The following is a 23,748-nucleotide window of genomic DNA, read 5'->3' as shown; positions in this document are numbered from 1 at the left end:
GCCTTTGCGAGAAACTAATTAGTAGTGAGTTGAATATTAATTATATCTTTTGTATGCATTGCATTAAATAAATGCCAACCAGCTCGTTGCAATCGAAGGACCTGACAAAAATCATTGCAGCTTGCTATGCTCCTTTTTGTTACATTTACTTATTATTAATTATTAAATACAATTTATGTCAAAAATGATTTTAATTGCGCTATGCTTCTGCATGTTTACAGAACTCGCAATAGCACAAACGGATGCTTCAAAACCTAGCTATTCAATGTATAACAACATGCTTATCAAACCAAAACGAGGGCATGAAAAACAATTTGAACAAGGAGTAAAAGCTCACAATGCACTGTTTCACGCTTCAGGACCCTCTAAAGCATCCTTAGCAATTGTAACTGAAGGAAGTAAAAGTGATGGTTGGTACATATGGGGCATGGGACCATTGACCTATACTGATATGGATCATTTGCCACAAGGAGATGCCAAACATGATGACGATTGGGATAAAAATGTGGATGTCCATGTAGAAGAATATGGTGAATCCAATTTCTGGAAATTAAAAGATGAACTTTCTTATACCCCTGCTAATTACAATCCAAGCCATTTAGATGTTTGGGTAGTAGACATCAAGCCTGGAATGCGTTACTTATTTGCAGAGTTGATGAAAAAAAATAAAGCAGTTTGGGAAGCAAAAAAATACCCATTCTCCTCAAGAGTATTTTACAATGAGCTGTGGAATAATGTCGGAAAAGATACATCTATTGTATATAATTTTGATCATTATGCTGATTTTGATATGGACATTAAATTTAAAGAAGATTTTGAATCCGTTCACGGTGTCGGATCTTATGATAATTTCTGGAAAAGCTGGAACGAGTGTGTTAATGGTGTAGATGAACACCTCCGGAAAATTTTAAAATAATTATTAAAGAAAAAAGACTATTTCAATCAGTTGGATTAAAATAGATAATTTACAATTAACCCAACAAGATGATTAATACATGATCATTTTGTTGGGTTTTTTATTTCTCGCTTACAATCCTTTTAGTTATTTCACTAACAGGTCGGATTGCATCTATATAATCTACGGTAGTACCGGCGCACCATACATTGTGATACCCCGCATCAAAAGCAGCATTGTAAAGTGTATCCATTCCTCGTTTGTATGTCCAAAGTTTAAACCACTTTTTTAAAGTTTTATTTTTGCTTAGTAATTTCTGCAAAGCATTTTGTTTGATTCCGATTTTTTTGACATAGTCTGTGTTGATTACCGTACAGGGAATGCCGCTTAGCTTGGTGGTACAAACAATGTCTTTAGCTCCATAATCTACACAAGCTTGTTTGTATTCCATGCATACATCTGCTTCCTCTGAAGCGATAAATACAGTTCCGACAGATACCCCATCCACCCCTAATCCTAATTTCTCTTTAAAAGATTTGTAATCGCCTACACCACCTGCAGAAATAATTAGAAGATTCGGAAATAATCGGATTAATTCTGGAACAAATGCTTGCGGGGATAAAGGACCCAAATGACCTCCAGCTTGATTTGTAACTGCGATGAGTCCATCTGGATGTAATGCAGCTGCTTTGTGTGCATATTCGATGGTAGAAACATCACAAAATACATAGATCCCTTTCGGCTTGCATGCTTCTATGACTTGAAATGGATTACCCAATGAGGTAATTACAAAAGGCACTTTAAATTCAAGGACTAATTTTAGTTGGTCTTTAAATTTATAGTTTGACCTATTGACTATCAAATTAATTCCATAACAGATGCCCGCAGCTTGTAATTCTTCCAGTGCCTTTCTAAATTCCAGATTGGTACGGAAATTTAAAGCAGGAATACAACCCGCAATCCCACTTGCAGCTGCAGCTTTAACCATTGCCACATTTGAAACTAAAAACATCGGGGCCATCAATACCGGATATTGAATCCCTAATAATTTTGTTAGCCTGGTGTGCATGTATATATTAATATGCCCATTTCAGAAAAGTGGTACCCCAGGTAAAACCTCCACCAAAAGCAGATAACAACAAGTTGTCTCCTTTATTTAGTTTTGATTCCCATTCCCACAAACACAAGGGAATAGTTCCTGAAGTCGTATTGCCATATTTCTGGATGTTGATCATTACTTTTTCCTTAGGAAAATCAAGCATTTCTGCAACGCCATTTATAATACGGATGTTTGCCTGATGTGGAACCAACCAGTTGATGTCGTCTAAACTTAAATGATTTCTCTTGATAATTTCTTGAATGGTATCCACCATCCCATTGATGGCTGCTTTAAAAACTGGTTTCCCATCCTGGAAAACAAAGTGTTCTTTGCGATCAATGGTTTCATGTGTAGGTGGTCTAAGCGAACCGCCCGCCTTCATGTGAAGGAATTCACGCCCGGCTCCATCTACGTGCAATACACTATCAATAATGCCATTTCCACTATCATCCGGCTCTAATAAAACAGCTCCTCCTCCATCTCCAAAGATGATGCATGTGGCTCGATCTGAATAATCAATTATCGAAGACATCATATCAACCCCAACTACAATAATTTTTTTATGCGTTCCACTTTCAATAAATTTTGAAGCTGTTGTTAATCCAAATAGAAATCCGGAACAAGCAGCATTGATATCATAACTAAAGGCATTTTTAATTCCCACTTTATAACAAATCGCACTGGCCGTATCTGGGAATCGCATATCACCGGTTACGGTACAGCAAATCAACAACTCAATTTCTTCCGGTTTCGTCCCCGTCTTTTTCAACAATTCTTCCACCATCCTTTTACCTAAATCTGAAGTAGCCATGCCAGGCTCTTTAAGAATGTGTCGCTCTTTGACTCCCGTTCGGGTGGTAATCCATTCGTCTGTGGTATCTACCATTTTTTCTAACTCGGCATTGGTCAACACATAATCGGGAACATATCCTTGAATGCCTTTAATAGATGCTAATAACTTGGTCATGCTAGCTGATTTGAGCCTGTAAAGATACATGGATATCAGAAAACTGAAACAAATCAATTAACTTATTAAATTTTTTTATAAAGCGTATTTTGCTTATATATAACGTTTTATATATATATTTTATTAATAACTTAATTTTTGGTCTATTTTTTGCATCTGTTTAAGATATTATTCATTACCAAAAAACTCAAAAACATGAACGCAATTAAATTTTATTCATTGATGATCCTTTGGATCTCCGGTTTACAACTCCAAGCCAGCAATTTTCCAACTGAAAAAACAATCAACGCTGCCAAAGCGAAAGCCTGTCAGGAAAATAAAATTGTTATTATGGAATTTACAGCCAAATGGTGTATTCCAGCAAAAGACATGGAACAAGCTGTTTTTGGAAATGTAAAAGTCCAACAATTTATAGCTGAACACGCTATCTTATTTCAAGTAGATATTGACGAACAAAAAAATTTAAAAGCGGAATATAAAATACAAGCACTTCCTACAATCATATTAATGAAAGCTTCTGGAAAAATTCTTTCAAGAAAAGAAGAATCTTTTAATGCAGAATCCTTTATTGCTTGGGTGGAAGAAAATCTGGATCAAATGCCTAAACCAGAATCTGCTAAAAATAAAAGTCAGGAAGCGAATCTTGATGAAAACGTGAGCATTGAATTGCCATTATTAGAATCGGATGAATTTGATTCAGAAAAAATTTCACAAGAATCAAATGGAAATGAACGTAACGTGTCTGCCAGCACAGAAACCTCTTATCAAAATGAATCAAAATTCAATCAAAATGTATCAGGCGCTTCTAAATCGTATCACATCCAGGCGGGAGTATTTTCAAGTCGGGACAATGCAGACAATCTATCAATTCAGTTAGCCGCTAACTTCAATCAGCAAATACTGATAGCAACTGAAACAGGGAAATCTAAAACTACATTTAAAGTGCGCATTGGTGAATTTGAAACAGAAGAAGAGGCGGTTGTTTTTTTAGCATACATGCAAAAGAACCATTTTTCAGGTGTGGTAAAAGCAAATTAATAAATTCCCCAGACTTCACAACATGGATTCAAAGTCCCTTCTGATTCGCAATGTTAAACAATTGGTTGGAGTTTCTGATACAGCTCCGGCACTTAAAAAGGGAAAAGAATTAAATCAATTAGATTGTTTGAATCAGGCCTATTTGTTGATCGAACATGGAAAAATAAAATCTTTTGGACCGGATCAGGATGCTCCTGAATTTTCAGGTGAGATCCTGGATGCAAAAAATGGATTGATACTGCCCTCATTTGTAGATTGTCACACGCACCTGGTTTTTGCTGAATGGCGTGAACAGGAATTCATAGATCGCATTCATGGCTTGAGTTATCAGGAAATCGCCGCCAAAGGAGGTGGCATCCTCAATTCTGCACGAAAATTAGGATTACTATCTGAAGATGAATTGTATTCACGTGCGGCCCAACGATTGCAAGTAGCCATTCAAAACGGAACCGGCGCCATTGAAATTAAAAGTGGCTATGGTTTGGATCATGTAAACGAATTAAAAATTCTTAGGGTCATAAAAAGACTCAAAGAAAATTTTCCAATTCCAATTAAAGCCAGCTTTTTAGCTGCGCACGCCTACCCCATAGCATATAGAGAAAATCATGCAGGCTATATCGATTTAATCATCAAACAGATGATGCCTCAAATCGCAGCAGAGGGATTGGCAGACTATTGCGATGTTTTTTGCGAACAAAATTTCTTTAGCACTTCTGAAACAGATCAAATCCTGGAAGCAGCTTCCCAATACAACCTAAAAGCACGCATCCATACAAATCAATTTTCACACAGCGGTGGCATTGAGACTGCCATTCGCCACCGAGCGATCAGCGTAGATCATTTAGAGGTCTGCAACGCACAAGAAATTGAACAACTAAAAAATTCAAAAACCTTACAGGTGCTCTTGCCTGGAGCAGCTTTCTTCATGAATCTGGAACAAGGTCCGGCGCGAACAATGATTGAAGCCGGCTTGCCCATGGTTTTAGCTTCTGATTTTAATCCGGGAACCTGTCCGTCATCCAGCATGCCGTTTATTTTTAGTTTGGCCTGCATTCAGATGAAGCTAAGTCCACAAGAAGCTTTTAATGCAATGACCCTTAATGCGGCTTACAGCCTGGAAATACAAGATCAAATGGGTAGTTTGACTCCTGGAAAAGCAGCGAATTTAATCATCACAAACCCTGTTTCAAGCTTCGAATTTCTGCCTTATTCTTTTGGCTCGAAATGGATCGATCGTATTTTAATTCATGGTCAACCTGTTATTTAAATAAAATCCCTAGTTTTGCAAACCATTTTCGGCAAAAACTTCGTTGTAATTGCTGAGCTTCCTTAATTTCATATTACCTTTTTTTTAAATATCTTTGCGGACCAAATGATCTGAAGATGATCTATAAAATACTATGTAAGCACTTTTTGCCCTTTATTTTCTTATTGTGCCTAATCGAACCTGAGTCGTCCTTTGCACAGCCTAAATGTGTTCAATTTGACATTATTGGCGGTTCAGCCCCAAAAGGGGATTGTATCTGGGTGCCCGTACGGGTATATCGGTTTGACACCATACTTTCAGTTCAATTCGGTATAGCCTATGATCCATTGGTAATTATGCCTGTTGGTAAGTGGGCCAATAATAAACTTGTTGGATTGGACACCAGTAACAATATTAATTTTGACAACACCCGTAAAATCGTACGATTCCTTTGGGCAAATCCAAATGGAAATTGTGCCGGATTGCAAGATGGCGATACGTTGATCATGATTAAATTTAAATTGATTGGAGAACCAGGTAGTTGTACCAATATCAATTTTTTTAATAAATCTCCCATTCAAAATGAAGTTTTGGATTGTAATGCAGATGAATACTGCTTCGAAGAAATCAATCCCAATGACAATCAAATCTGCATTGGCCAACCGGTAGATCTTTGCGTCATAACTTACTCCTGTGGAACATTTACCAATACCGGTACGATTACCATAAAGCCCTATGGTGGAACACCACCCTACCGAGTTGACAAAATAACAGCTCCAGTTCAAAATGACACCCTTCAAAAAAGTGGTGATTGTGTTATTTATAACGGTTTATTTCCGGGAAATTATCAGATACGTGTTACCGATTCAACGGGTAAAGATACTTTGATCAATTTGGTGATTGGTCTCGCAAGTCCGATAGCCATTTTTCAAAATGGCCTTAAAAATCCTACTTGCTGGAATACATCCGATGGATCAATTTCTATACGAATTACGGGGGGATCCGGATCTTATGTAATTGGTTGGCGCCCTTTGAATTCGTATGGAGTAACAACCATTAATAAATTACCTGTAGGGACTTACATGGTCAGTGTGAAAGATTCAGTAGGTTGCTATGCTCAAGATAGTTTTACCTTATTTGCAGATACCTTATTTGGACAGGTGAATATTTTGAAAGATGCCAGCTGCAAACAGGATGGTATTGTCTTAGCCAGGGCTACTGGAGGAGATCCTTGTCCGGTAACTGGATATTGCTTCTACTGGAGTCAAAACACCAATGATAATATTTGTGATACGGTGAGTATCAATGACAGTTTATCTGGCAATCAATTTGTGATCATTGAAGATTGCAGAGGTTGTCGAGATACGCAATATTTTGACGTCAAATTTTCTGGAAACCTGCTGGATTCCATTGTAATAGATACCATAAAATGTTTTGGTGACAGCGGTAGAATTTATTCATATATCAGTTCTGCAGGGGTCTTAAATACGCCGTGTTTGTTTCAACTCACCAATCAATTAAATCAATCTGTTTTTGGTGGGCAAAATGGTGTCTCAACGTATATCAGTCCAAAAATCCCAAAAGGGACCTACTATCTAAAAATTACTGATAATGCAGGATGTGAACGAATAGACACCATCGTGTTGTCTGAACCAAGCAAATTGGAAATTCTTGAAAACTCCATTGACACCACAGAATCTTGCCAACCTGGAATGGATGCATTTATAGACATACGTGGATTTGGGGGAATTGGGCCCTATTCATTTAAATGGAATACCTCTTTTATGGGTTCCCGAATTACGAATCTTTCCCAAGGGAATTATACGGTAACATTGACGGATGCCAACAATTGTACCTTAGTAAAATCCTATCAAGTGATTCAACCAAATGGTCCTCGCATTGATAGTTTTAAATTAATTAAACCGATTTGTCCGGGTGATGCAACAGGTCGAGTCGAAGTTGTTTTTACCCCTGGTTCCAGACCCATTCAAAGCTTTAAATGGAACGTTGCTGGTAATTCAGCTGTTTTAAATAATGTTGCTGCTGGTATTTATTATGTGACCATTACAGATCAGAATGGATGTGAAGCAATTGATTCAGTTACATTGGATGTAACTGGAAATGCAATTAAAATCAATTCAAGCAACATAAGAGATCCACAATGTTTTGGTAGGAATGATGGGTTTATCATTGTAAATGTTACTGGCGGACAAGGTGTATTAATATATAATTGGGATAATGGCGTTCAAAATGCTGTGAATACCAATCTTGTTTCAGGCACCTATTGTTTACATGTTGATGACATGGGAGGTTGTCCGGCATTGGATACTTGTTTCACATTGACGGACCCATTAAAAACATCAATTCAATTGTCTTCAATCAAAGCACCTACTTGCTCTACTGTAGGAACCTGCGATGCGCAAGCCATTGTGTTAGCAACCGGAAAAGATTCAACGTATTCTATTACCTGGCCCAATGGTGAACAAGTATTTATAAATTCAGATACAACCAACACACTTTGTTCTGGCAATCAATATGTAATTGTAACCAATGGATTTTGTGCAGATACGTTTTTCTTTAATGTTCCAGCCGCAATTCCAATCAGTATTGATACGCCTGGTTTAAGTATTATTCCTCCAAGATGTTATTTATCAAACGATGGTCAAATTAATATCAAGGCAAAAGGGGGAACCGGTCCTTACCAATATTGTTGGGTTAACCCCATGTTAAATACACCAAGCCTTGGGAATTTAGGCGATGGAATGTATTATGTAAATATAAAGGATAGTTTTAATTGTGTTTATCTGGATTCTATCCGATTGAGACAACCTGATTCGGTTCGGGTGGATGTCATTTTAGGAGCAACTTTGGACATAACGTGTTCAGGAAGAAATGACGGAAGGATTACAACTGCATGGACCGGTGGAAATCGAGGAAAAGGAATATTTTCCTGGAATCCACCAATTATGCAGGATTCCGTTGCAACCAATTTACCTGTTGGAAATTATATCTTAACCGTTACAGATGTTAAAGGATGCACTGGGACTGCCAGCTATACGATCAAAGAACCCCCGCCATTACAATTTTCATTAAGTCCAATCGATACCCCACGTTGTACCAATGACCAGATTTTATTTAGTGTGCTTCAGGCAAACGGTGGCAGTGGACCATTGTATCGCTTTACTGTTGATAATGGGGCTCCAAATAATTTAAGCGAAACGGTTCCATTATTTAGTGGTTCTTACATGGTTCGAATTTATGATAAGAATAATTGTTTTGTTGATACTACCATCACGATAAGTAATCCAACCAATTTACTCTCTTTAAATTTTGGTAAGGATTTCGACACGATCCAATTAGGTGATAGTATCTTTCTGGATGGTAAATTAAATTCAAATGTATTGATAGACACCATCATTTGGAATCCATCAGGATCTGTAAGTACTCCGGGTAATGCCAGTTCATTTGTGAGACCAGGCAGAAATACAGAATACCTTTTGACCGTAATCGATGAAAATGGTTGTGAAGTCAGCGATAAGATTACCATCATTGTCCGTAATGCACGCAAATTATATGTACCTAATACATTTTCTCCAAATGGAGATAATATCAATGACTTCTTTACAATAACTACCGGCTCAGGAGTTGATGCAATTAAATCAGTTCAGATATTTGATCGATGGGGCAATAAAGTGTATATCGAGGAAAATCCCGATATAAGCAATGGCTCAATTAATACCTGGAATGGCCGCTTTGGAAATACAGGTGATTATATGAATCCTGGTGTCTTTGTTTATATTATTGAAGCATTATTCCGGGATGGAGCAACTGTTGTCTATCGCGGTGATTTGACCTTGCTTAGATAATTAGTTGATAGTTGATAGTTGATAGTTGATAGTTGATAGTTGATGGTTGGTAGTTGATGGTTGATTGTTGATTGTTGATGGTTGATTGTTGATGGTTGATTGTTGATGGTTGATTGTTGATTGTTGATTGTTGATAAAATCTATTTGAATTATGCAAGCATTTGGCTTAACAATTCGAGCATTTATTTTAATAGAAAAAAACTTCCTTTGACTTTGTAGTTTTCATCTTTACAGGAATAGGAAATCCGATAATAATAGGTACCCGGTGTAAGTTGTTTGCCGTTCCAGGTTCCATCCCATTGGCTTTTGGGATCTTGATAGCGCACCATCAGTGAGCCATTTCTATCTATAATATCAAAGTAATGAAGTGTTTCTATTATGTAATTATTGGAAATAAAAAACACATCATTGATTTGATCATTATTAGGTGAAAACGCTGTTGGCAATCGAAGCTGGGAACAATCAATTTTGGAAGTATCTATGACTTTTATCAAAACACTGTCTGTTGCTGTGCAGAAACCATGTTTGACATTTAAAAAATACTTGGTTGTTTGCAATGGGCTGGCCAATGGATTCAAGATTGAACTGGAACTTAATCCGTTTGAAGGGGTCCACTGTATGATGGAAGCACATTCGCTTTCTGCACGAATATTAAAAGAGGATCCAGCGAAAATTAAACTGTCTGCTGTTAGAATTTGATCTTGAAGAATTTGTGCATTTAATACCTGAGAACTATTCAGACTGTAGTTGGTCAAATACACATTATCCAACAGACCGTTCATTTTAGCTGCAAAATTGCAAGGAGATCCATTAAAGCTAATTGGAACATTGTTATTTAATCTCAATATAAAATTGGAGGATTGCTCATCTTTCAACGATCCATTTATAAACAAGCGAAATTGTCCGGCAGATCTAGTTAGTACAATTTGTTGCCAACATTGTCCCGCATCTGCTTTTCCAACCAATTGAATAAATTTATCAAAACCTTGTTGTAACGAACAAACAAACGAAGAATCTTTAGATTGATAAACAATCATAAATGAGGTATCTGCATTGCAGCTTTTCATTTTAGACAACACATCAAAATTTCCAATTCCAGGTTGAATGGCAATTGAAAAACCCAAACTGAAGTCCCCGTAAAAAAATGTATCGGACTGCAATGGCAAAGTAAGGATTTGATTGTTGAGTTCCAATGCATCGTTTTCAAGTCCACATACACAAACTGGAGCTTTAGACGTCGTTGCTGGATTGGTCTGTTGTGAAAGTTCTGTTAACGCGCATTGGTCAAACGAGTAACTAAATTTCAATTTTTGCTGTGCAGGGAGCAAAACAGGGAAAAAGAGTATAAAAATTAGGATTCGATTCATAAAGACTCAAAATTATGAATTCCTTAAGGGAATAAACCTTGTTTTTTGAAAAAGGTCTAAAAGTGGGTATAAAAATATATGTAGTTTTGCCATCGCTTCGATTAATTTATGTTAGCGAGACTCTTCAAAAATAAGGTACGAACCACTCCCCCAGACCAGGAAATGAGTTTTCTGGATCATATTGATGCCTTACGAGGTCATTTATTTCGTTCTGCCGCTTACATCTGTGTCGCAGCTGTAATCGTTTTTACTCAGAAAACTTTTGTAATTGATACGGTGGTATTGGGCCCGGTCCATGAAGATTTTGTGACGTATCGCTTTTTTTGCAATTTATCAGAGTTTACCTGTATTTCACCCAAGAACATTAAATTGTTTACAAGAGAATTGAGTGAGCAATTGATTGTTCATTTAAAGGTTAGTTTTTTTATTGGCTTGATCCTGGCATTCCCACTGGTCTTTTGGGAATTTTGGCGCTTTATTAAGCCAGGCTTGTACGACAAAGAAGTTAAAGCTACTACCGGTGTAATATTTTGGTGCACTTTTCTGTTTCTTTTGGGAGTCTTGTTTGGATATTACATTTTAGCCCCTTTTTCCATTGCATTTCTCGCATCCTATAATGTCAGTGATCTGGTTGAAAGTTCAGCCAGTTTAAGTTCATATGTCGATTCGATGACAATGTACACGATGGCAACTGGTTTAGTGTTTGAGTTACCCCTTGTTGTATATTTTCTTTCCAAACTTGGAATTATGGGGCCAGGATTTATGCGAATGTACCGAAGGCATGCCATTGTAGTCATTGCAATTGTAGCAGCGATTATCACTCCACCAGATGTTACATCCATGCTTGTAGTTACGTTTCCTCTATTAATCTTATATGAATTGAGTATTTATGTTGCTGCATATAATTACCCAAAGGAACCCAAGCCGCTCACATGATCCGAATCTCATCCTCATTCACTTTGGTATTATCCATATTTATTCCAGTGTTCTGGTTTGTATTTTTTGGAAGCCTTTGTTTATTTTTTGTACTTCAGGATCCGGAAGATTTGCCTTTCTCCAATCCCAGGCCAATTAAACTTGGGTTTATTGCTTTTTACTTATTTTTTGGATTTTGTATCTATTATTTTTTATTTCAATTGAGACGCGTTGAATTGGATGATTCGCATATATATATAACAAACTACTTTAAGACAATTAAATTACCACTTGATCAGGTCGATACTTTTTCAACAGTTCATTTAATTGGGATGTACCGAGTCAAAGTACGCCTTGCTTATAAGAGCAGCCTCGGTAAAAACATTCGTTTTATTTGTAACCAGGAAAGGTTTGACTATTTTAAATCGCGAATTGAACCCTCGCAGCATTGAACCCATGCAGCATTCCAAAATTACAGGATTGCAGAATCCTATAATTTATCCTTTTGATTCCAATCTAATAACTGGACAAATCATTTCTTCCATCGAAATGCCACCATGTTGAAATGTGTTTCGATAATAATTCTGATAGTAATTAAAATTATTTGGATATAGAAAATAAAAATTTTCTTTAGCAAAAATAAACGTTGAAGATAAATTTGGACGTGGGAGTCCAACTTTATTTGGTTCTTTTATTTCCAGAACATCTTTCTTTTCATAATTGAGATTTTTACCAACTTTGTAACGCAAGTTGGTAGTCGTTTCACGGTCCGCAATCACTTTTGATGGATCTTTTACTCGAATGGTTCCATGATCTGTGGCAATAAATAATTGAACCTTGTGTTGGCTAAGCTTTTGCAAGGTTGCCCAAAGAGGAGAATGCATGAACCAACTTTTAGTAAGAGATCGATACGCTTTTTCATCTGAAGCCAATTCTTTAAGAACTTCCATTTCAGTACGAGCATGAGAAAGCATATCGATGAAATTGTAAACGATCAAACTAAGATTGTTTTGCAATAAATTATGTGCAGAATCAACCAGATTTTTACCGTGCGTAGCGTTTGTTACTTTAAAATATTCGAATTTCAAATCCTTTTGAAGACTCCTTTTTATCAGATTTGCAAATAAATCCGGTTCTTTTAAATTTTTACCTCCTTCTTCATTATCGTTTAGCCACCAATCTGGATAATGCTTTTCAATTTCAGATGGCAATAAACCTGCAAACAAAGCATTCCGGCTGTATTGCGTTGTGGTAGGCAAGATACTAAATGAAAAATCTTCATCTTCAATGGAATACAACTCTGCAATCACAGGTTCTATCACTTTCCATTGGTCAAACCGAAGATTATCTAACAATACAAAAATACTAGGAATGTCATCTTTAAGATAAGGAAATACTTTTTTCAACATTAATTGATGTGACCAACTTGGCTGTTCTTTGTTTGGGTTCTCAAACCATTTTTGATAATTATTAATAATGTATTTAGAAAATTCAGTATTTGCCTCTGCTTTTTGATTGATTAATATTTCGTGCATTTCGGCAGATGCATTTTGGTCAAATTTTAATTCCCACTGAATTAGTTTTTTATAGATATCGACCCAAGCTTTATAATCCGGATTGCCATTTATCTCCATAAATAGATCTCTGAATGCCATTTGGTAATCCATAGTATTTTTTTCAGAAACCAATCGTTTATTATCCATTAATTTTTTAATGGTCATTACTAATTGGTTAGGATTTACCGGTTTTATCAAATAATCCGCTATTTCAGAACCGATAGCCTCCTCCATAATATTTTCAGCCTCATTTTTCGTCACCATGACAACCGGTTGTTGGATCCCTCTTTGTCTTAATCTATGCAATGTTTCAAGACCTGTAATTCCAGGCATGCTTTCATCCAAAAAAATCAGGTCAGCAGATTTAGGGTCTTTCTCTAATAGATCAAGAACATCATGCCCGTTTGTAGTCGTTGTAAGATGGTAACCCTTTTTCTCAAGGAAAAAAAGTTGTGGTTTTAACAGATCTATTTCATCATCTGCCCAAAGTATCCTTATTTTATCCATAAATTTGATGGCCTTTAAGAGGAAACGATTCAAACTGAAAAGATAGTATTCAAATCCATGCCAACGAGCCCTGTCAAAATAATAAATGATCCGATTTATGGATTTATTATGGTTCCGAAAGGAATTCTAACTGATTTAATGGACCATCCTTGGTTTCAACGATTGCGCCGTATAAAACAACTCGGATTGAGTCATTTTGTTTATCCAGGAGCCGTACATACCCGTTTTCAGCATGCATTGGGTGCATTTCATCTTATGACTAAATCCCTTGAAACCTTAAAACTTAAAGGGTATCCAATCAGTGCAGAAGAATTTGAAGCTGCTCAAATAGCCATTTTATTGCATGATGTTGGTCATGGTCCATTTTCTCATGTATTAGAACACAGTTTGGTTCCTGTAGATCATGAAAACCTCACGCTCCTGATTATGAACAATCTTAATGAGGAATTTAATGGGGCCCTGAATCTTGCAATCCAAATATTTCAAAAAAAATATCACAGGCAATTCCTTTGCCAATTGGTATCCAGTCAACTGGATGTGGATCGTATGGATTACCTTAACCGAGACAGTTTTTTTACCGGTGTTGTTGAAGGAACTATCGGTTATGATCGCATTCTCAATATGATGGGAATTGATCACGACAGACTTGTTTTTGAAGAAAAGGCTGTTTTGTCTATTGAAAGTTATTTATCAGCGAGAAGGCTTATGTACTGGCAAGTGTATATGCATAAAACATCCCTGATGGCAGAACACATGCTTGAAGTTTTGTTAAGTATGTGTAAGCTTGAAACAGCCAATCTCCCATCAGCACCTGAAAGCTTGCATTATTTCTTATTTGGCAATTTACAAAATACAGCAAAAAAGGATCCCAATTCCCTACTTCGTGCATTTCAAAAAATTGATGATAATGATATCGAAATGCTTTTAAAAACCTGCAGCCGTTCAAAGGATCATTTAATATCCTACCTTGCAAATTGTTTATTAAGTCGTAAGTTTTTTAAACTTATTTATAATAAACTTAATTTTTCACAAGATGTATTGCAAGGGTATCGAAAGCAAACTGAAAATACACTTGCTATATCACAGAATGATTCTTCCATGTTGGTTCAAGAAAATTATTCTGAATTTCAAGCATACAATTTAAATGAGGATGAAATCATGATACAAACAAAATCCTCTGGCATCATAAAACTTTCAGAAGCGATATCCTTAGAACACTTTACGATCAAGGAGTTAAAATTCTTCATTGGCATTCCAAAGGAAATTTAATTATTAAGGCTTGAGTTGTTTGTTACGCTATCTATATAGGAAGTCTTTACTTTTCAAAACTTAGATGAATCGAGTATTGTTGATATAAACTCATTGCAACAGAATTAATTGATTTTATTGCCCATCCAATTTACTTAAGATTTAGCTTGAATTTTTTGAATAATCTTAAATTCACTTACCTTCACCTTCTAAATTAATAGCGCATGATTCAGGATAAACTTGTAAACGCCCTCCTCAATAAAGAATTAAATCGACAACGAAGGGGATTAGAATTAATCGCATCCGAAAATTTTGCTAGTCTGGATGTTATCAAAAGCATTGGCACCTGGCTTAATAATAAATATGCTGAAGGATATCCCGGTAAAAGATATTATGGTGGCTGTGAAGTTATTGATGAAATTGAAAACCTTGCCATTGAATCCCTGTGTAAATTGTTTGGAGCCCAATATGCTAATGTGCAACCCCATTCTGGTGCACAAGCAAATATGGCTGTTCAATTGAGTTTATTAAAACCAGGAGATACCCTTATGGGACTAGACCTGGCGCATGGCGGCCATTTAACTCATGGTTCACCTGTCAATTTTAGTGGAAAATATTTTAAAGTCGTATCCTATGGTTTGCATCCGGATACTGGAAGAATTGATATGGAATCCGTTTATCAAAAAGCCATTGAACACAAACCAAAATTATTAATTTGTGGTGCATCTGCCTATTCCAGAGATTGGGATTATAAACGATTCCGGGAAATCGCGGATGCAAGTGGCGCTACGCTTATGGCAGACATTGCGCATCCCGCAGGATTGATTGCAACTAAACAGTTAAACGATCCAATCCCCTACTGCCATATTATTACATCAACAACTCACAAGACCCTTCGCGGTCCTCGAGGAGGCATTATAATGATGGGTTCGGATTTTGAAAACCCAATTGGCAAAAAAGACAAAAAAGGCAACTTGATCCCCATGTCCCAATTATTAAACAGTGCTGTTTTTCCAGGCATCCAAGGCGGTCCTTTAGAGCATGTTATTGCTTCTAAAGCAGTTGCTTTCAGAGAAGCAATGACTACTGATTACATGAGCTACACCCAACAAGTAATACGCAATTCAAAAGCCTTTTCCGATGCTATGAAATCTAATGGCTTTAAAATTGTATCTGACGGTACTGACAATCATTTATTTTTAGTGGATCTTCAAAGCAAACAAATTACAGGTAAAGAAGCTGAACAATTATTGATTCGAGCAGACATTACTACTAATAAAAACATGATACCCAATGATCCGGCTTCACCAATGATTACATCCGGAATACGACTGGGAACAGCTGCATTGACCACACGAGGATTTAAAGAAACTGATTTTGAGCAAACGGCTCGTTGGATCAATGATTTGATTTCAAACAAGAATAATGAAATTAAAATTCAAGATATTCGGACTGAAATCAACAAATTCATGGAGCGCTTTCCTTTATATCCGGAAATCCAAATCAACTAATTGATTTAATTTTTCAGGAGCATATTCAATGTGTTCAAGGCACAAACCTTTGGCAGCAATGCTATATGATTTGCTGATTTGCTTTTTCAAGTTTATATCCTTTAGAATTACATCTTTGGTTATTTTATCAAGTGCCAAATTGATAGACATCCCTACAATTAATCGGACCATGCCTCTTACAAAACGGTTTGCTTTAATATGATATTCATAATATGCAGGAAATGGATTGGACCAATAACTTTCCATGATAGTACAAGGAAAAGTAATCAAATTACTTCCTGTTTTTGCAAACGAACTAAATTCGGTAAGTGTTGAAATTATTTCAGCCGCCTCTTGAAGCTTGTTTATATTTAATTCTGTGCATTCTTTAAAAAAATAACATTCAGCTAATTGAAACGGATCTTTTACTAATTGCAGACGATACACATAGCTTCTTGAGATTGCATCAAACCGTGCGTGAAAATCATCGGTTGTTTGAAATATATTTTGCACTGCAATATCTTCTGGTAAAATAGCATTAAGAGATCGAATTTTAAGTTTAGATACAAGTTCATCCTCTAAATCAAAGTGGGCAAAATAATTTCGGGCATGCACCCCGGTGTCGGTTCTCCCACATCCCGTTATTGCAATCTCTGCACCTGTTAATACTTTAATTTTTTCCTGAAGCAATTGTTGCACTGTAATTTGCCCAGCTTGAATTTGCCATCCAAAATAATGATCCCCCCGGTATGATAATTTTAATACAATTCGCATCAGTCATCAAACATACAGTTAAACCCAGATTTTTCTTTAACTTTCTATTCCAGCCAAAATTCCTTCAAACACAAACTATACGCCTGTTTTTATCCTCAACATACTAATTACTAACATGCGGTTAAAATAATTTGTGAGAACTTGATTCTATTGGACTTTTAAATCTCAATACAAAAGCTAAAGAATAAACCGGGTTAAAAAATACGAATAACAAAAAAGGCCGGAATCTCCGGCCTTTCAATTATAAATTAAAAACTTTTATCCAATAATGCTATTGTCCTTTGCATAGCCCCCAGCATACATCAATGCACCTCCGGCGATGGCTAAATCTTTTAAGAAATTACCCATATCACCGCTCATTGCTGCACCCCTATGAATCATTAATACAAATACGATCATGAGTACTGCTAAACAAACTGCTGCCAATTTATCATATTTGCCAATAAACACACTAACTGCAAATGCAATTAAACAAGCTCCTACCAAATAAACCATTATCAGTCCTCCAAATGGTGGCAATCCAGCCATCAAATCGGCATATAAGAAATGATTAATTCCAAAAACAGCAATGGGTAAAGCAAATAGGTACTTACCAATTCCAATAAATGCATTCATGTTCGTTGAGTTTTGAAGGTTAATAAATTAATTTGTTGCAATATAAAGCAATTTAATCAAATTCATATTTTTCATATATGAAAATAATTCATATTAAATAAGTCCTATCTGTTATTAGACAGATAAAAATTAGGGAAATAATAAAATTTGAAGAATTTAGAGTTAGGCTGTTTTTTTAATCAATTGATTATCAATCCTTTTAAGGACGTAGGCTTTGTCGATGGTAATTTTTCGATTCGCTTTGTCACGATCGGTTTCAAACATAGCTTCTTTCAATACAGATTCACAAATCGAACGCAATCCTCTAGCACCTAACTTATTCTCAAAGGCCAATTCGGCAATGGTGGATACCGCTTCTTTTTTAAATTCCAATTGAATATTATCCATCGCAAACAATTTCTGGTATTGTTTGATAATTGCATTTTTGGGCAAAGTCAAAATTTCCATCAAAGATTCTTTTGACAAGGATTCTAAATATGCCAAAACCGGTAATCGACCCAATAATTCAGGAATTAAACCAAACTTTTTAAGATCTTGATGGCTAACATACTTTATCAAACTCTCTTCCGATGCATCCACTCGCTCTGATGCTTGAGAATAACCGATTACGTGCGTATTTAATCGTTTTGCTATTATTTTTTCAAGGCTGTCAAATGCACCTCCACAGATAAATAAAATATTCTGTGTATTTAATTTCAAAAATTGTTGCTCTGGGTGTTTGCGGCCTCCAGCTGGTGGCACATTGACGTCAGCGCCTTCAATAATTTTTAGCATTGCTTGTTGGACTCCTTCTCCCCCAACATCCTTCGTTAAGGATGGATTTTCAGAACGTCGTGAAATCTTATCCATTTCATCAATGTAAATGATTCCTTTTTCTGCCTGAAAAATATCATAATCACATGACTGTAGCAGGCGGCTCAACATTCCTTCCACATCCTCACCCACATAGCCAGCTTCAGTAAATGATGTGGCATCGACAATTGCAAAAGGGACATCCAATAGCTTGGCTAGTGATTTTGCCATCAGGGTTTTCCCAGTTCCGGTTGGACCAATAAACAAGACATTCGATTTTTCAATTTCAACTTCATTGTCTTTGGATTCAGTCAGGCGCTTATAATGGTTGTACACAGCAACCGACAAGGTTTTTTTTGCCTCATCTTGTCCAACAACATAGAGGTCCAGATAATTCTTAATAAACTTTGGAGAAAAATGCTCCGGCAATTGAAATGCCTTAGCTTTTGGTTTTTTAGGACCCCCTTTCAAAAGTTCTTCTTCAACGATTTGATGCGCATGAAAAATACAAACATCACAAATGGATGCATTTTCACCTTGCACTAAAATTCCAACTTCAGATTGGTTTTTACCACAAAAAACACAGGTTTCATCCTGTAAATTATCAGACCTTTTTTTGGCCATGGTGATTACTTACGATTTCTTACTAAAACTTCATCCACAAGTCCATATTCCTTGGCTTCATTGGCTACCATCCAATTATCCCGGTCACAATCCTGTTCGATTTTCTCATACGGTTGTTCCGTATGATATGCCAGAATTTCATAAAGTTCTTTTTCATGGTCTTAATTAATTGATAGGAAATTTCCATATCACTAAATTGACCCTGCATACCTCCTGAAGGTTGGTGTATCATCACCCTGCTATGCTTTAAGCATGTGCGCTTTCCTTTAGTACCTGCTGCCAGCAATACGGCACCCATAGAAGCAGCCAATCCGGTACAAATAGTGGCAACATCTGGGTTCACATATTGCATGGTGTCATAAATCCCAAGGCCATCAATAACAGATCCGCCCGGACTGTTAATATACATCTGTATGTCTCTTTTAGGATCAGCAGAATCTAAAAACAACAACTGCGCCTGGATGACATTCGCTACATAATCGTTTACAGGTACCCCCATAAAAATGATTCGGTCCATCATCAGACGACTAAATACATCCATGCCAACAACATTCATTTGTCTTTCCTCGATCACAGTCGGAGTAAATCCTTTAATGTTTGGAACAGACTGCTCCATGTATTTATCTAAATGCAAAGATGCCATACCAAGATGTTTGGTAGCATATTTTTTAAATTCATCTTTTGAAAACATAACGCTTGTTTTAAAATTTAGTGGTGGTGTTCATTTAACGCTTTAACCTTGTCTCTGAATTGATCTAATGAAATAGATTCTTCTTGAATTTGGATTTGTTGTTTAATCCATTCCAGTGCTTTGCGATTTTGCTCCTCTACATAATACTGAGTTGCCTTTTCCTTATTGCCTAAGGTTCTTTTTGCAAGTTCTTGCCATGATTCATCTGGCAATTGAACTCCAGGATATTGATTTTTCATTTCACTAATCACCAAATCAATGATATCAGTGACTTGCACTTCGATATGGTGGTCAACAATGATTTGATCACGAATGAGATTCCAGGCCATCCCTTCTTTAAAATGCAACATGGAATGTTCAAGTTCGTGGCCTTCTTTGCTACGCCACTCTTCATAGGATTGCTGCAACCATTTAATTAAAAAAGCTTCTGGTAGATTCAGCGCTGCGCGCTTTACCATGTGCTTTACGAGTTCTATATCCAACAACTTGATACATTCTACATCAAAATAAGACTGCAAATTGGTTCTGATATTCGCACGCAATTCTTCTTCACTGTTGACTTCGGACTGAGGTCCAAATGCTTTTTTGTAAAATTCCTCTGAAAGCGTAGCAGCCTGCTTACGCATCACTTTTAATATTTTACCTTCAAATGTATTTCCGGGTGTTTCTGCAGCGTCTGGATTAATTTTTAATAAATACTTTTTAATATCGTCTTGAGTAAGATTTTTCTCAACCTCATCCATATTAAAAACAAAAGAATCTGATTTTTTTAAGCCTGCCACTTTTTCAAAAAAAGACTCATGCATGTGCTCTCCCAATGATACCGGGAACTCTGTTTTCCAACCAGCTTCTTTTAAGGATCCGTTTTCCATTTCATAAGCCTCAATCTCAACAAAATCTTCTTTGATGATGGGCTCTTCCGTTTCAGTTGATTCACCAAAACGATTGCGCATGTGATCCACTTCTTCTGTGATGCGTTCCTCCGGAATTTCAACTTTAAATTTTTGAATTGAAAATCCATCCAACATTTGCTCAAGCAGCGGTTTGGGAGCGATCCCAACTTCAAACTTAAATTCTATCGATTCATTTTGAAGATTTTCTGCCTCAGCGGGCACAGGAATTAAGTCCCCTAGAAATCGGAGTTGTTGATCCTTCTGGTAATTTTCAATTATTGCGTTCAATTTCTTTTGTAGCAAATCCCCTTTGATACCATCTCCGTATAATTTTCGCAACATACTATCGGGAGCAGCTCCTTGGCGGAAGCCTTTAATACTGGCATTCTTTTTAATTTTTTTTAATTCTTCATCAAACTGAGGCATATAATCAGCTTGATCTAAAGTAATATTCAAATAGCCGTGATGTTCAGATATCGGTTCGAAACGTGTATTCATGAATCAATTGAGAAATTATGAAAATCGGGTAAATAACAAGAAAGTATCCCTTATGGTTTTAAAGAGTGCGGGCGGAGGGAGTCGAACCCACACACCTTTCGGCACCAGATCCTAAGTCTGGCGTGTCTGCCAGTTTCACCACGCCCGCAAAAGCCCGGCAAAGTTAATCAATCAGAGCAAATCTGAAAATCTTTCCTTTTAGATTCATATATATTATTTATTTAATACGTTACCCTCTAATAACAAATAAAGTAGTATGAAAAAAGTGACTGAAGCTTGTAAAAATCAACATTTTTCATTTAGCTTTGTCATTCTGATATGGAAGCTGCGGAAACATTAGACCTTCAGGTACAATTACAAAAAGAAAAAGATCAACGCTTGATCCGCGCAGCCTATCGTCGTTTATTGCGTGCAATAAGTCATAGCGAAATCGCAGCTGAAGACAAAAATCAAATCCGCGATGCTTTTGAATTTGCTTTAAATGCCCATGGCAATCAAAGGCGCAAATCCGGAGAACCTTATATTACCCATCCCTTGGAAGTTGCCCGAATTTGTTATGAAGAAATGGGACTTGGGCCTACAGCAGTCATTGCAGCACTTTTACACGATACGGTTGAAGACACCCCTGTTGAATTAAGTGATGTTGAACACAAATTCGGGCCTAAAATCACCAAAATTGTTGACGGACTAACCAAATTAGATGGTTTATACAATGTAGAAAGTCCTCAAGCTGAAAATTTCAAAAAGGTTTTATCTACTCTGGTTGAAGATGTCCGGGTCGTGTTGATCAAAATGGCCGACAGGCTTCATAATCTTCGCACCATAGACATTATGCCCCGGCATAAACAATTAAAAATTGCTGCTGAAACTAGTTATATCTATGCGCCTTTAGCACATCGATTGGGTCTCTATAATTTAAAATCCGAATTCATGGATTTGTGTTTGAAAATTACTGAGCCAGAATTGTTTCATGAAATCAACAATAAACTAAAACAAACTCAAAAGGATCGGAATAAATTTATCAACGATTTTATCAAGCCCCTTAAAGTTGAATTAGATAAACTGCATTTAAATTATAAAATATTTGGACGACCGAAAACCATTTCATCCATTTCAAATAAAATCAAAACAAAAAAAGTTGCTTTTGAAGAAATCTATGATTTGTTTGCGGTCAGGATTGTTTTAGACGTACCGCCTGAAAAAGAAAAATCGGCCTGTTGGTTATTTTATAGTATTGTTACTGATGTCCATCGTCCGATTCCGGAACGTTTAAAGGATTGGATTACCACACCAAAGTCTAATGGATATGAATCATTACATACCACAGTAATTGGTCCAGGGGGTCGGTATGTTGAAGTTCAAATCCGATCTAAACGAATGGATGAGATTGCTGAAAAAGGATTTGCAGCCCATTGGAAATACAAAGAAGTCAATAGTCTTCAAAGTGTTTATGATCATTGGTTTGACAGCGTTCGGGATGTTTTGGAAACACCTCATAATGATGCCATTGAATTTTTAAATGACTTTAAAGCAAACTTATATGGGGAAGAAGTGTATATCTATACCCCAAATGGTGATATGAAAGTGTTGCCTAAAGGAGCCACTGTATTGGATTTTGCTTTTTCAATTCACACGGATATTGGATATCATGCAAGTGCTTTTAAAGTAAATAATAAATTGGTTCCAATGGGGCAAGCCTTGGAAAGTGGGGATCAGGTTCAAATTCTTACCAATAAAAATCAAAAGCCAACTGAAGACTGGATCCAATTGGTAGTGACTGGCAAAGCCAGATCACGCATTCGTACTGCATTGAAAGAAGAAAAGAGAAAGGCTGCTGATATGGGCAAGGAAATTCTCGAACGTAAATTTAAAAATGGAAAATTATTGTTAGATGAGAATTTAGATTTACTAGCAAAGACATTTAATTTTAAAACACGCTTTGATTTGTATTGTGCGATTGGGGAAGAACGACTGGATGTAACAGAAAGCCTTAAAACATTTCACATTGACAAAGGGCGTCTTATAGAAATCAAACCGGAACCGGTAGAAGATAAAGAACCGGTTGCTAAATCAGGACCCGCTGCAGCGAAACAAAATGTAGGTATTTTAGTAAATGGAGAAAATGCCCGACAGTATCATTACACCTTGGCGCATTGTTGCAATCCTTTGCATGGTGATGAAATATTTGCATATGTCACTACGAATAGTGGCTTGCGAATTCACCGATCCAATTGTCCAAATGCCGAACATCTTATGGTCAATCACGGTTATCGTATTTTGAAAGCAGAATGGTCAGATAAATTGGAAGAAACCTTTAATGCTGAATTATTAATTATTGGAATCGATGACGGACCCGGTGTCATCGAAAGACTTTCCCATCATATTTCAACTAAATTGGGCGTCAATATTACCAGCTTTAGCATCAAAGGCCACCAAGGAACTTTTGAAGGAAAAATTGGATTAACCGTAAATAATCGAACCCATTTAAATTATATAATTACGGCCTTATCCCAGTTGGAAGGAATTTCCAGCGTTCACCGTGTAGATCATTAACCAATTGGTTTTCAATACCTACAATTTCATTTCCCCTGTTGTAAATTCATCTGAATCCAGATCGATTTAAAAACATATTTGTTTTTTTATAATCTAAATATTTACCTTCGCAGC

The 23,748-nt window shown here is 36.5% G+C and carries 17 protein-coding genes, 1 tRNA gene and 1 pseudogene; 9 read left to right on the top strand and 10 right to left on the bottom strand.

What is annotated here, in order from left to right; genetic code table 11:
- Positions 1–175: 175 nt before the first annotated feature.
- Positions 176–916, top strand: coding sequence for a hypothetical protein (locus IPK91_00420; GenBank protein MBK8295763.1), 741 nt, complete (start codon positions 176–178; stop codon positions 914–916).
- Between the two features lie 100 nt (positions 917–1,016).
- On the opposite strand, the gene IPK91_00415 is transcribed toward IPK91_00420, so the two are convergent.
- Together IPK91_00415 and IPK91_00410 are read right to left on the bottom strand one after the other, a co-directional pair.
- Entirely contained in the window at positions 1,017–1,964 is a 948-nt protein-coding gene (locus IPK91_00415) for a nitronate monooxygenase (GenBank protein ID MBK8295762.1), read from the bottom strand.
- Positions 1,965–1,971: 7 nt separating this feature from the next.
- On the bottom strand, positions 1,972–2,961 hold the full coding sequence (locus tag IPK91_00410) for a ketoacyl-ACP synthase III (GenBank protein MBK8295761.1): 990 nt from the start codon (positions 2,959–2,961) through the stop codon (positions 1,972–1,974).
- Between the two features lie 195 nt (positions 2,962–3,156).
- Between IPK91_00410 and IPK91_00405 the strand changes: the two genes are divergently transcribed.
- From IPK91_00405 to IPK91_00395, 3 genes are all read left to right on the top strand, one after another.
- Positions 3,157–3,999 carry an SPOR domain-containing protein gene (locus tag IPK91_00405; GenBank protein ID MBK8295760.1) on the top strand — a complete coding sequence of 281 codons (843 nt, stop codon included), beginning with the start codon at positions 3,157–3,159 and terminating at the stop codon, positions 3,997–3,999.
- 22 nt (positions 4,000–4,021) lie between these two features.
- A complete protein-coding gene (locus IPK91_00400; GenBank protein MBK8295759.1) occupies positions 4,022–5,266 on the top strand; it encodes an imidazolonepropionase in 1,245 nt (414 codons plus the stop codon).
- Between the two features lie 116 nt (positions 5,267–5,382).
- A complete protein-coding gene (locus IPK91_00395; protein MBK8295758.1) occupies positions 5,383–9,111 on the top strand; it encodes a gliding motility-associated C-terminal domain-containing protein in 3,729 nt (1,242 codons plus the stop codon).
- Positions 9,112–9,293: 182 nt separating this feature from the next.
- Here the strand turns inward: IPK91_00395 and IPK91_00390 are convergent, their stop codons facing one another.
- Positions 9,294–10,478 carry a gliding motility-associated C-terminal domain-containing protein gene (locus IPK91_00390; GenBank protein MBK8295757.1) on the bottom strand — a complete coding sequence of 395 codons (1,185 nt, stop codon included), beginning with the start codon at positions 10,476–10,478 and terminating at the stop codon, positions 9,294–9,296.
- A 108-nt stretch (positions 10,479–10,586) separates the two neighbouring features.
- Between IPK91_00390 and tatC the strand changes: the two genes are divergently transcribed.
- Together tatC and IPK91_00380 are read left to right on the top strand one after the other, a co-directional pair.
- The gene (gene tatC / locus IPK91_00385) at positions 10,587–11,414 is read left to right on the top strand and encodes a twin-arginine translocase subunit TatC (protein MBK8295756.1); all 828 of its coding nucleotides are present in this window, start codon (positions 10,587–10,589) and stop codon (positions 11,412–11,414) included.
- Entirely contained in the window at positions 11,411–11,845 is a 435-nt protein-coding gene (locus IPK91_00380) for a hypothetical protein (protein ID MBK8295755.1), read from the top strand. Before tatC ends, IPK91_00380 begins: the two co-directional genes overlap by 4 nt.
- 45 nt (positions 11,846–11,890) lie before the next feature.
- Here the strand turns inward: IPK91_00380 and IPK91_00375 are convergent, their stop codons facing one another.
- Positions 11,891–13,456, bottom strand: a complete 1,566-nt coding sequence (locus IPK91_00375) for a PglZ domain-containing protein (GenBank protein MBK8295754.1) — start codon at positions 13,454–13,456, stop codon at positions 11,891–11,893.
- A gap of 57 nt (positions 13,457–13,513) precedes the next feature.
- Between IPK91_00375 and IPK91_00370 the strand changes: the two genes are divergently transcribed.
- Both IPK91_00370 and IPK91_00365 read left to right on the top strand, forming a co-directional pair.
- Positions 13,514–14,725: an HD domain-containing protein gene (locus IPK91_00370; GenBank protein ID MBK8295753.1), complete on the top strand. Its 1,212-nt coding sequence runs from the start codon at positions 13,514–13,516 to the stop codon at positions 14,723–14,725.
- A 203-nt stretch (positions 14,726–14,928) separates the two neighbouring features.
- A complete protein-coding gene (locus IPK91_00365; protein ID MBK8295752.1) occupies positions 14,929–16,215 on the top strand; it encodes a serine hydroxymethyltransferase in 1,287 nt (428 codons plus the stop codon).
- Here IPK91_00365 and IPK91_00360 read toward each other — a convergent pair.
- The 6 genes and pseudogenes from IPK91_00360 to IPK91_00335 all read right to left on the bottom strand — a co-directional run bounded on the left by IPK91_00360 (position 16,189) and on the right by IPK91_00335 (position 21,229).
- Positions 16,189–16,968, bottom strand: a complete 780-nt coding sequence (locus IPK91_00360) for a tRNA pseudouridine synthase A (GenBank protein ID MBK8295751.1) — start codon at positions 16,966–16,968, stop codon at positions 16,189–16,191. The two genes, IPK91_00365 and IPK91_00360, sit on opposite strands and share 27 nt — an antisense overlap.
- Positions 16,969–17,226: 258 nt before the next feature.
- Positions 17,227–17,583, bottom strand: coding sequence for a DoxX family protein (locus IPK91_00355; GenBank protein MBK8295750.1), 357 nt, complete (start codon positions 17,581–17,583; stop codon positions 17,227–17,229).
- Positions 17,584–17,745: 162 nt separating this feature from the next.
- Positions 17,746–18,999, bottom strand: a complete 1,254-nt coding sequence (clpX, locus tag IPK91_00350; GenBank protein ID MBK8295749.1) for an ATP-dependent Clp protease ATP-binding subunit ClpX — start codon at positions 18,997–18,999, stop codon at positions 17,746–17,748.
- A gap of 5 nt (positions 19,000–19,004) precedes the next feature.
- Positions 19,005–19,690, bottom strand: a pseudogene (locus IPK91_00345) (ATP-dependent Clp protease proteolytic subunit).
- Between the two features lie 17 nt (positions 19,691–19,707).
- On the bottom strand, positions 19,708–21,081 hold the full coding sequence (locus tag IPK91_00340; GenBank protein ID MBK8295748.1) for a hypothetical protein: 1,374 nt from the start codon (positions 21,079–21,081) through the stop codon (positions 19,708–19,710).
- A 66-nt stretch (positions 21,082–21,147) separates the two neighbouring features.
- Positions 21,148–21,229 (bottom strand) — tRNA-Leu (locus IPK91_00335).
- A gap of 170 nt (positions 21,230–21,399) precedes the next feature.
- Between IPK91_00335 and IPK91_00330 the strand changes: the two genes are divergently transcribed.
- Positions 21,400–23,634 carry a bifunctional (p)ppGpp synthetase/guanosine-3',5'-bis(diphosphate) 3'-pyrophosphohydrolase gene (locus IPK91_00330; GenBank protein MBK8295747.1) on the top strand — a complete coding sequence of 745 codons (2,235 nt, stop codon included), beginning with the start codon at positions 21,400–21,402 and terminating at the stop codon, positions 23,632–23,634.
- Positions 23,635–23,748 lie beyond the last annotated feature (114 nt).

This window comes from Saprospiraceae bacterium (assembly GCA_016712145.1).
GTDB lineage: Bacteria > Bacteroidota > Bacteroidia > Chitinophagales > Saprospiraceae > Vicinibacter.
This window is presented reverse-complemented; position numbering and strand designations above follow the sequence as displayed.

Excerpts from the sequence above, each read along its gene's own strand:
- IPK91_00420 (MBK8295763.1), top strand. The coding sequence starts at position 176 with ATGTCAAAAATGATTTTAATTGCGCTATGCTTCTGCATGTTTACAGAA.
- IPK91_00415 (MBK8295762.1), bottom strand. The coding sequence starts at position 1,964 with ATGCACACCAGGCTAACAAAATTATTAGGGATTCAATATCCGGTATTG.
- IPK91_00410 (MBK8295761.1), bottom strand. The coding sequence starts at position 2,961 with ATGACCAAGTTATTAGCATCTATTAAAGGCATTCAAGGATATGTTCCC.
- IPK91_00405 (MBK8295760.1), top strand. The coding sequence starts at position 3,157 with ATGAACGCAATTAAATTTTATTCATTGATGATCCTTTGGATCTCCGGT.
- IPK91_00400 (MBK8295759.1), top strand. The coding sequence starts at position 4,022 with ATGGATTCAAAGTCCCTTCTGATTCGCAATGTTAAACAATTGGTTGGA.
- IPK91_00395 (MBK8295758.1), top strand. The coding sequence starts at position 5,383 with ATGATCTATAAAATACTATGTAAGCACTTTTTGCCCTTTATTTTCTTA.
- IPK91_00390 (MBK8295757.1), bottom strand. The coding sequence starts at position 10,478 with ATGAATCGAATCCTAATTTTTATACTCTTTTTCCCTGTTTTGCTCCCT.
- tatC (MBK8295756.1), top strand. The coding sequence starts at position 10,587 with ATGTTAGCGAGACTCTTCAAAAATAAGGTACGAACCACTCCCCCAGAC.
- IPK91_00380 (MBK8295755.1), top strand. The coding sequence starts at position 11,411 with ATGATCCGAATCTCATCCTCATTCACTTTGGTATTATCCATATTTATT.
- IPK91_00375 (MBK8295754.1), bottom strand. The coding sequence starts at position 13,456 with ATGGATAAAATAAGGATACTTTGGGCAGATGATGAAATAGATCTGTTA.
- IPK91_00370 (MBK8295753.1), top strand. The coding sequence starts at position 13,514 with ATGCCAACGAGCCCTGTCAAAATAATAAATGATCCGATTTATGGATTT.
- IPK91_00365 (MBK8295752.1), top strand. The coding sequence starts at position 14,929 with ATGATTCAGGATAAACTTGTAAACGCCCTCCTCAATAAAGAATTAAAT.
- IPK91_00360 (MBK8295751.1), bottom strand. The coding sequence starts at position 16,968 with ATGCGAATTGTATTAAAATTATCATACCGGGGGGATCATTATTTTGGA.
- IPK91_00355 (MBK8295750.1), bottom strand. The coding sequence starts at position 17,583 with ATGAATGCATTTATTGGAATTGGTAAGTACCTATTTGCTTTACCCATT.
- clpX (MBK8295749.1), bottom strand. The coding sequence starts at position 18,999 with ATGGCCAAAAAAAGGTCTGATAATTTACAGGATGAAACCTGTGTTTTT.
- IPK91_00340 (MBK8295748.1), bottom strand. The coding sequence starts at position 21,081 with ATGAATACACGTTTCGAACCGATATCTGAACATCACGGCTATTTGAAT.
- IPK91_00330 (MBK8295747.1), top strand. The coding sequence starts at position 21,400 with ATGGAAGCTGCGGAAACATTAGACCTTCAGGTACAATTACAAAAAGAA.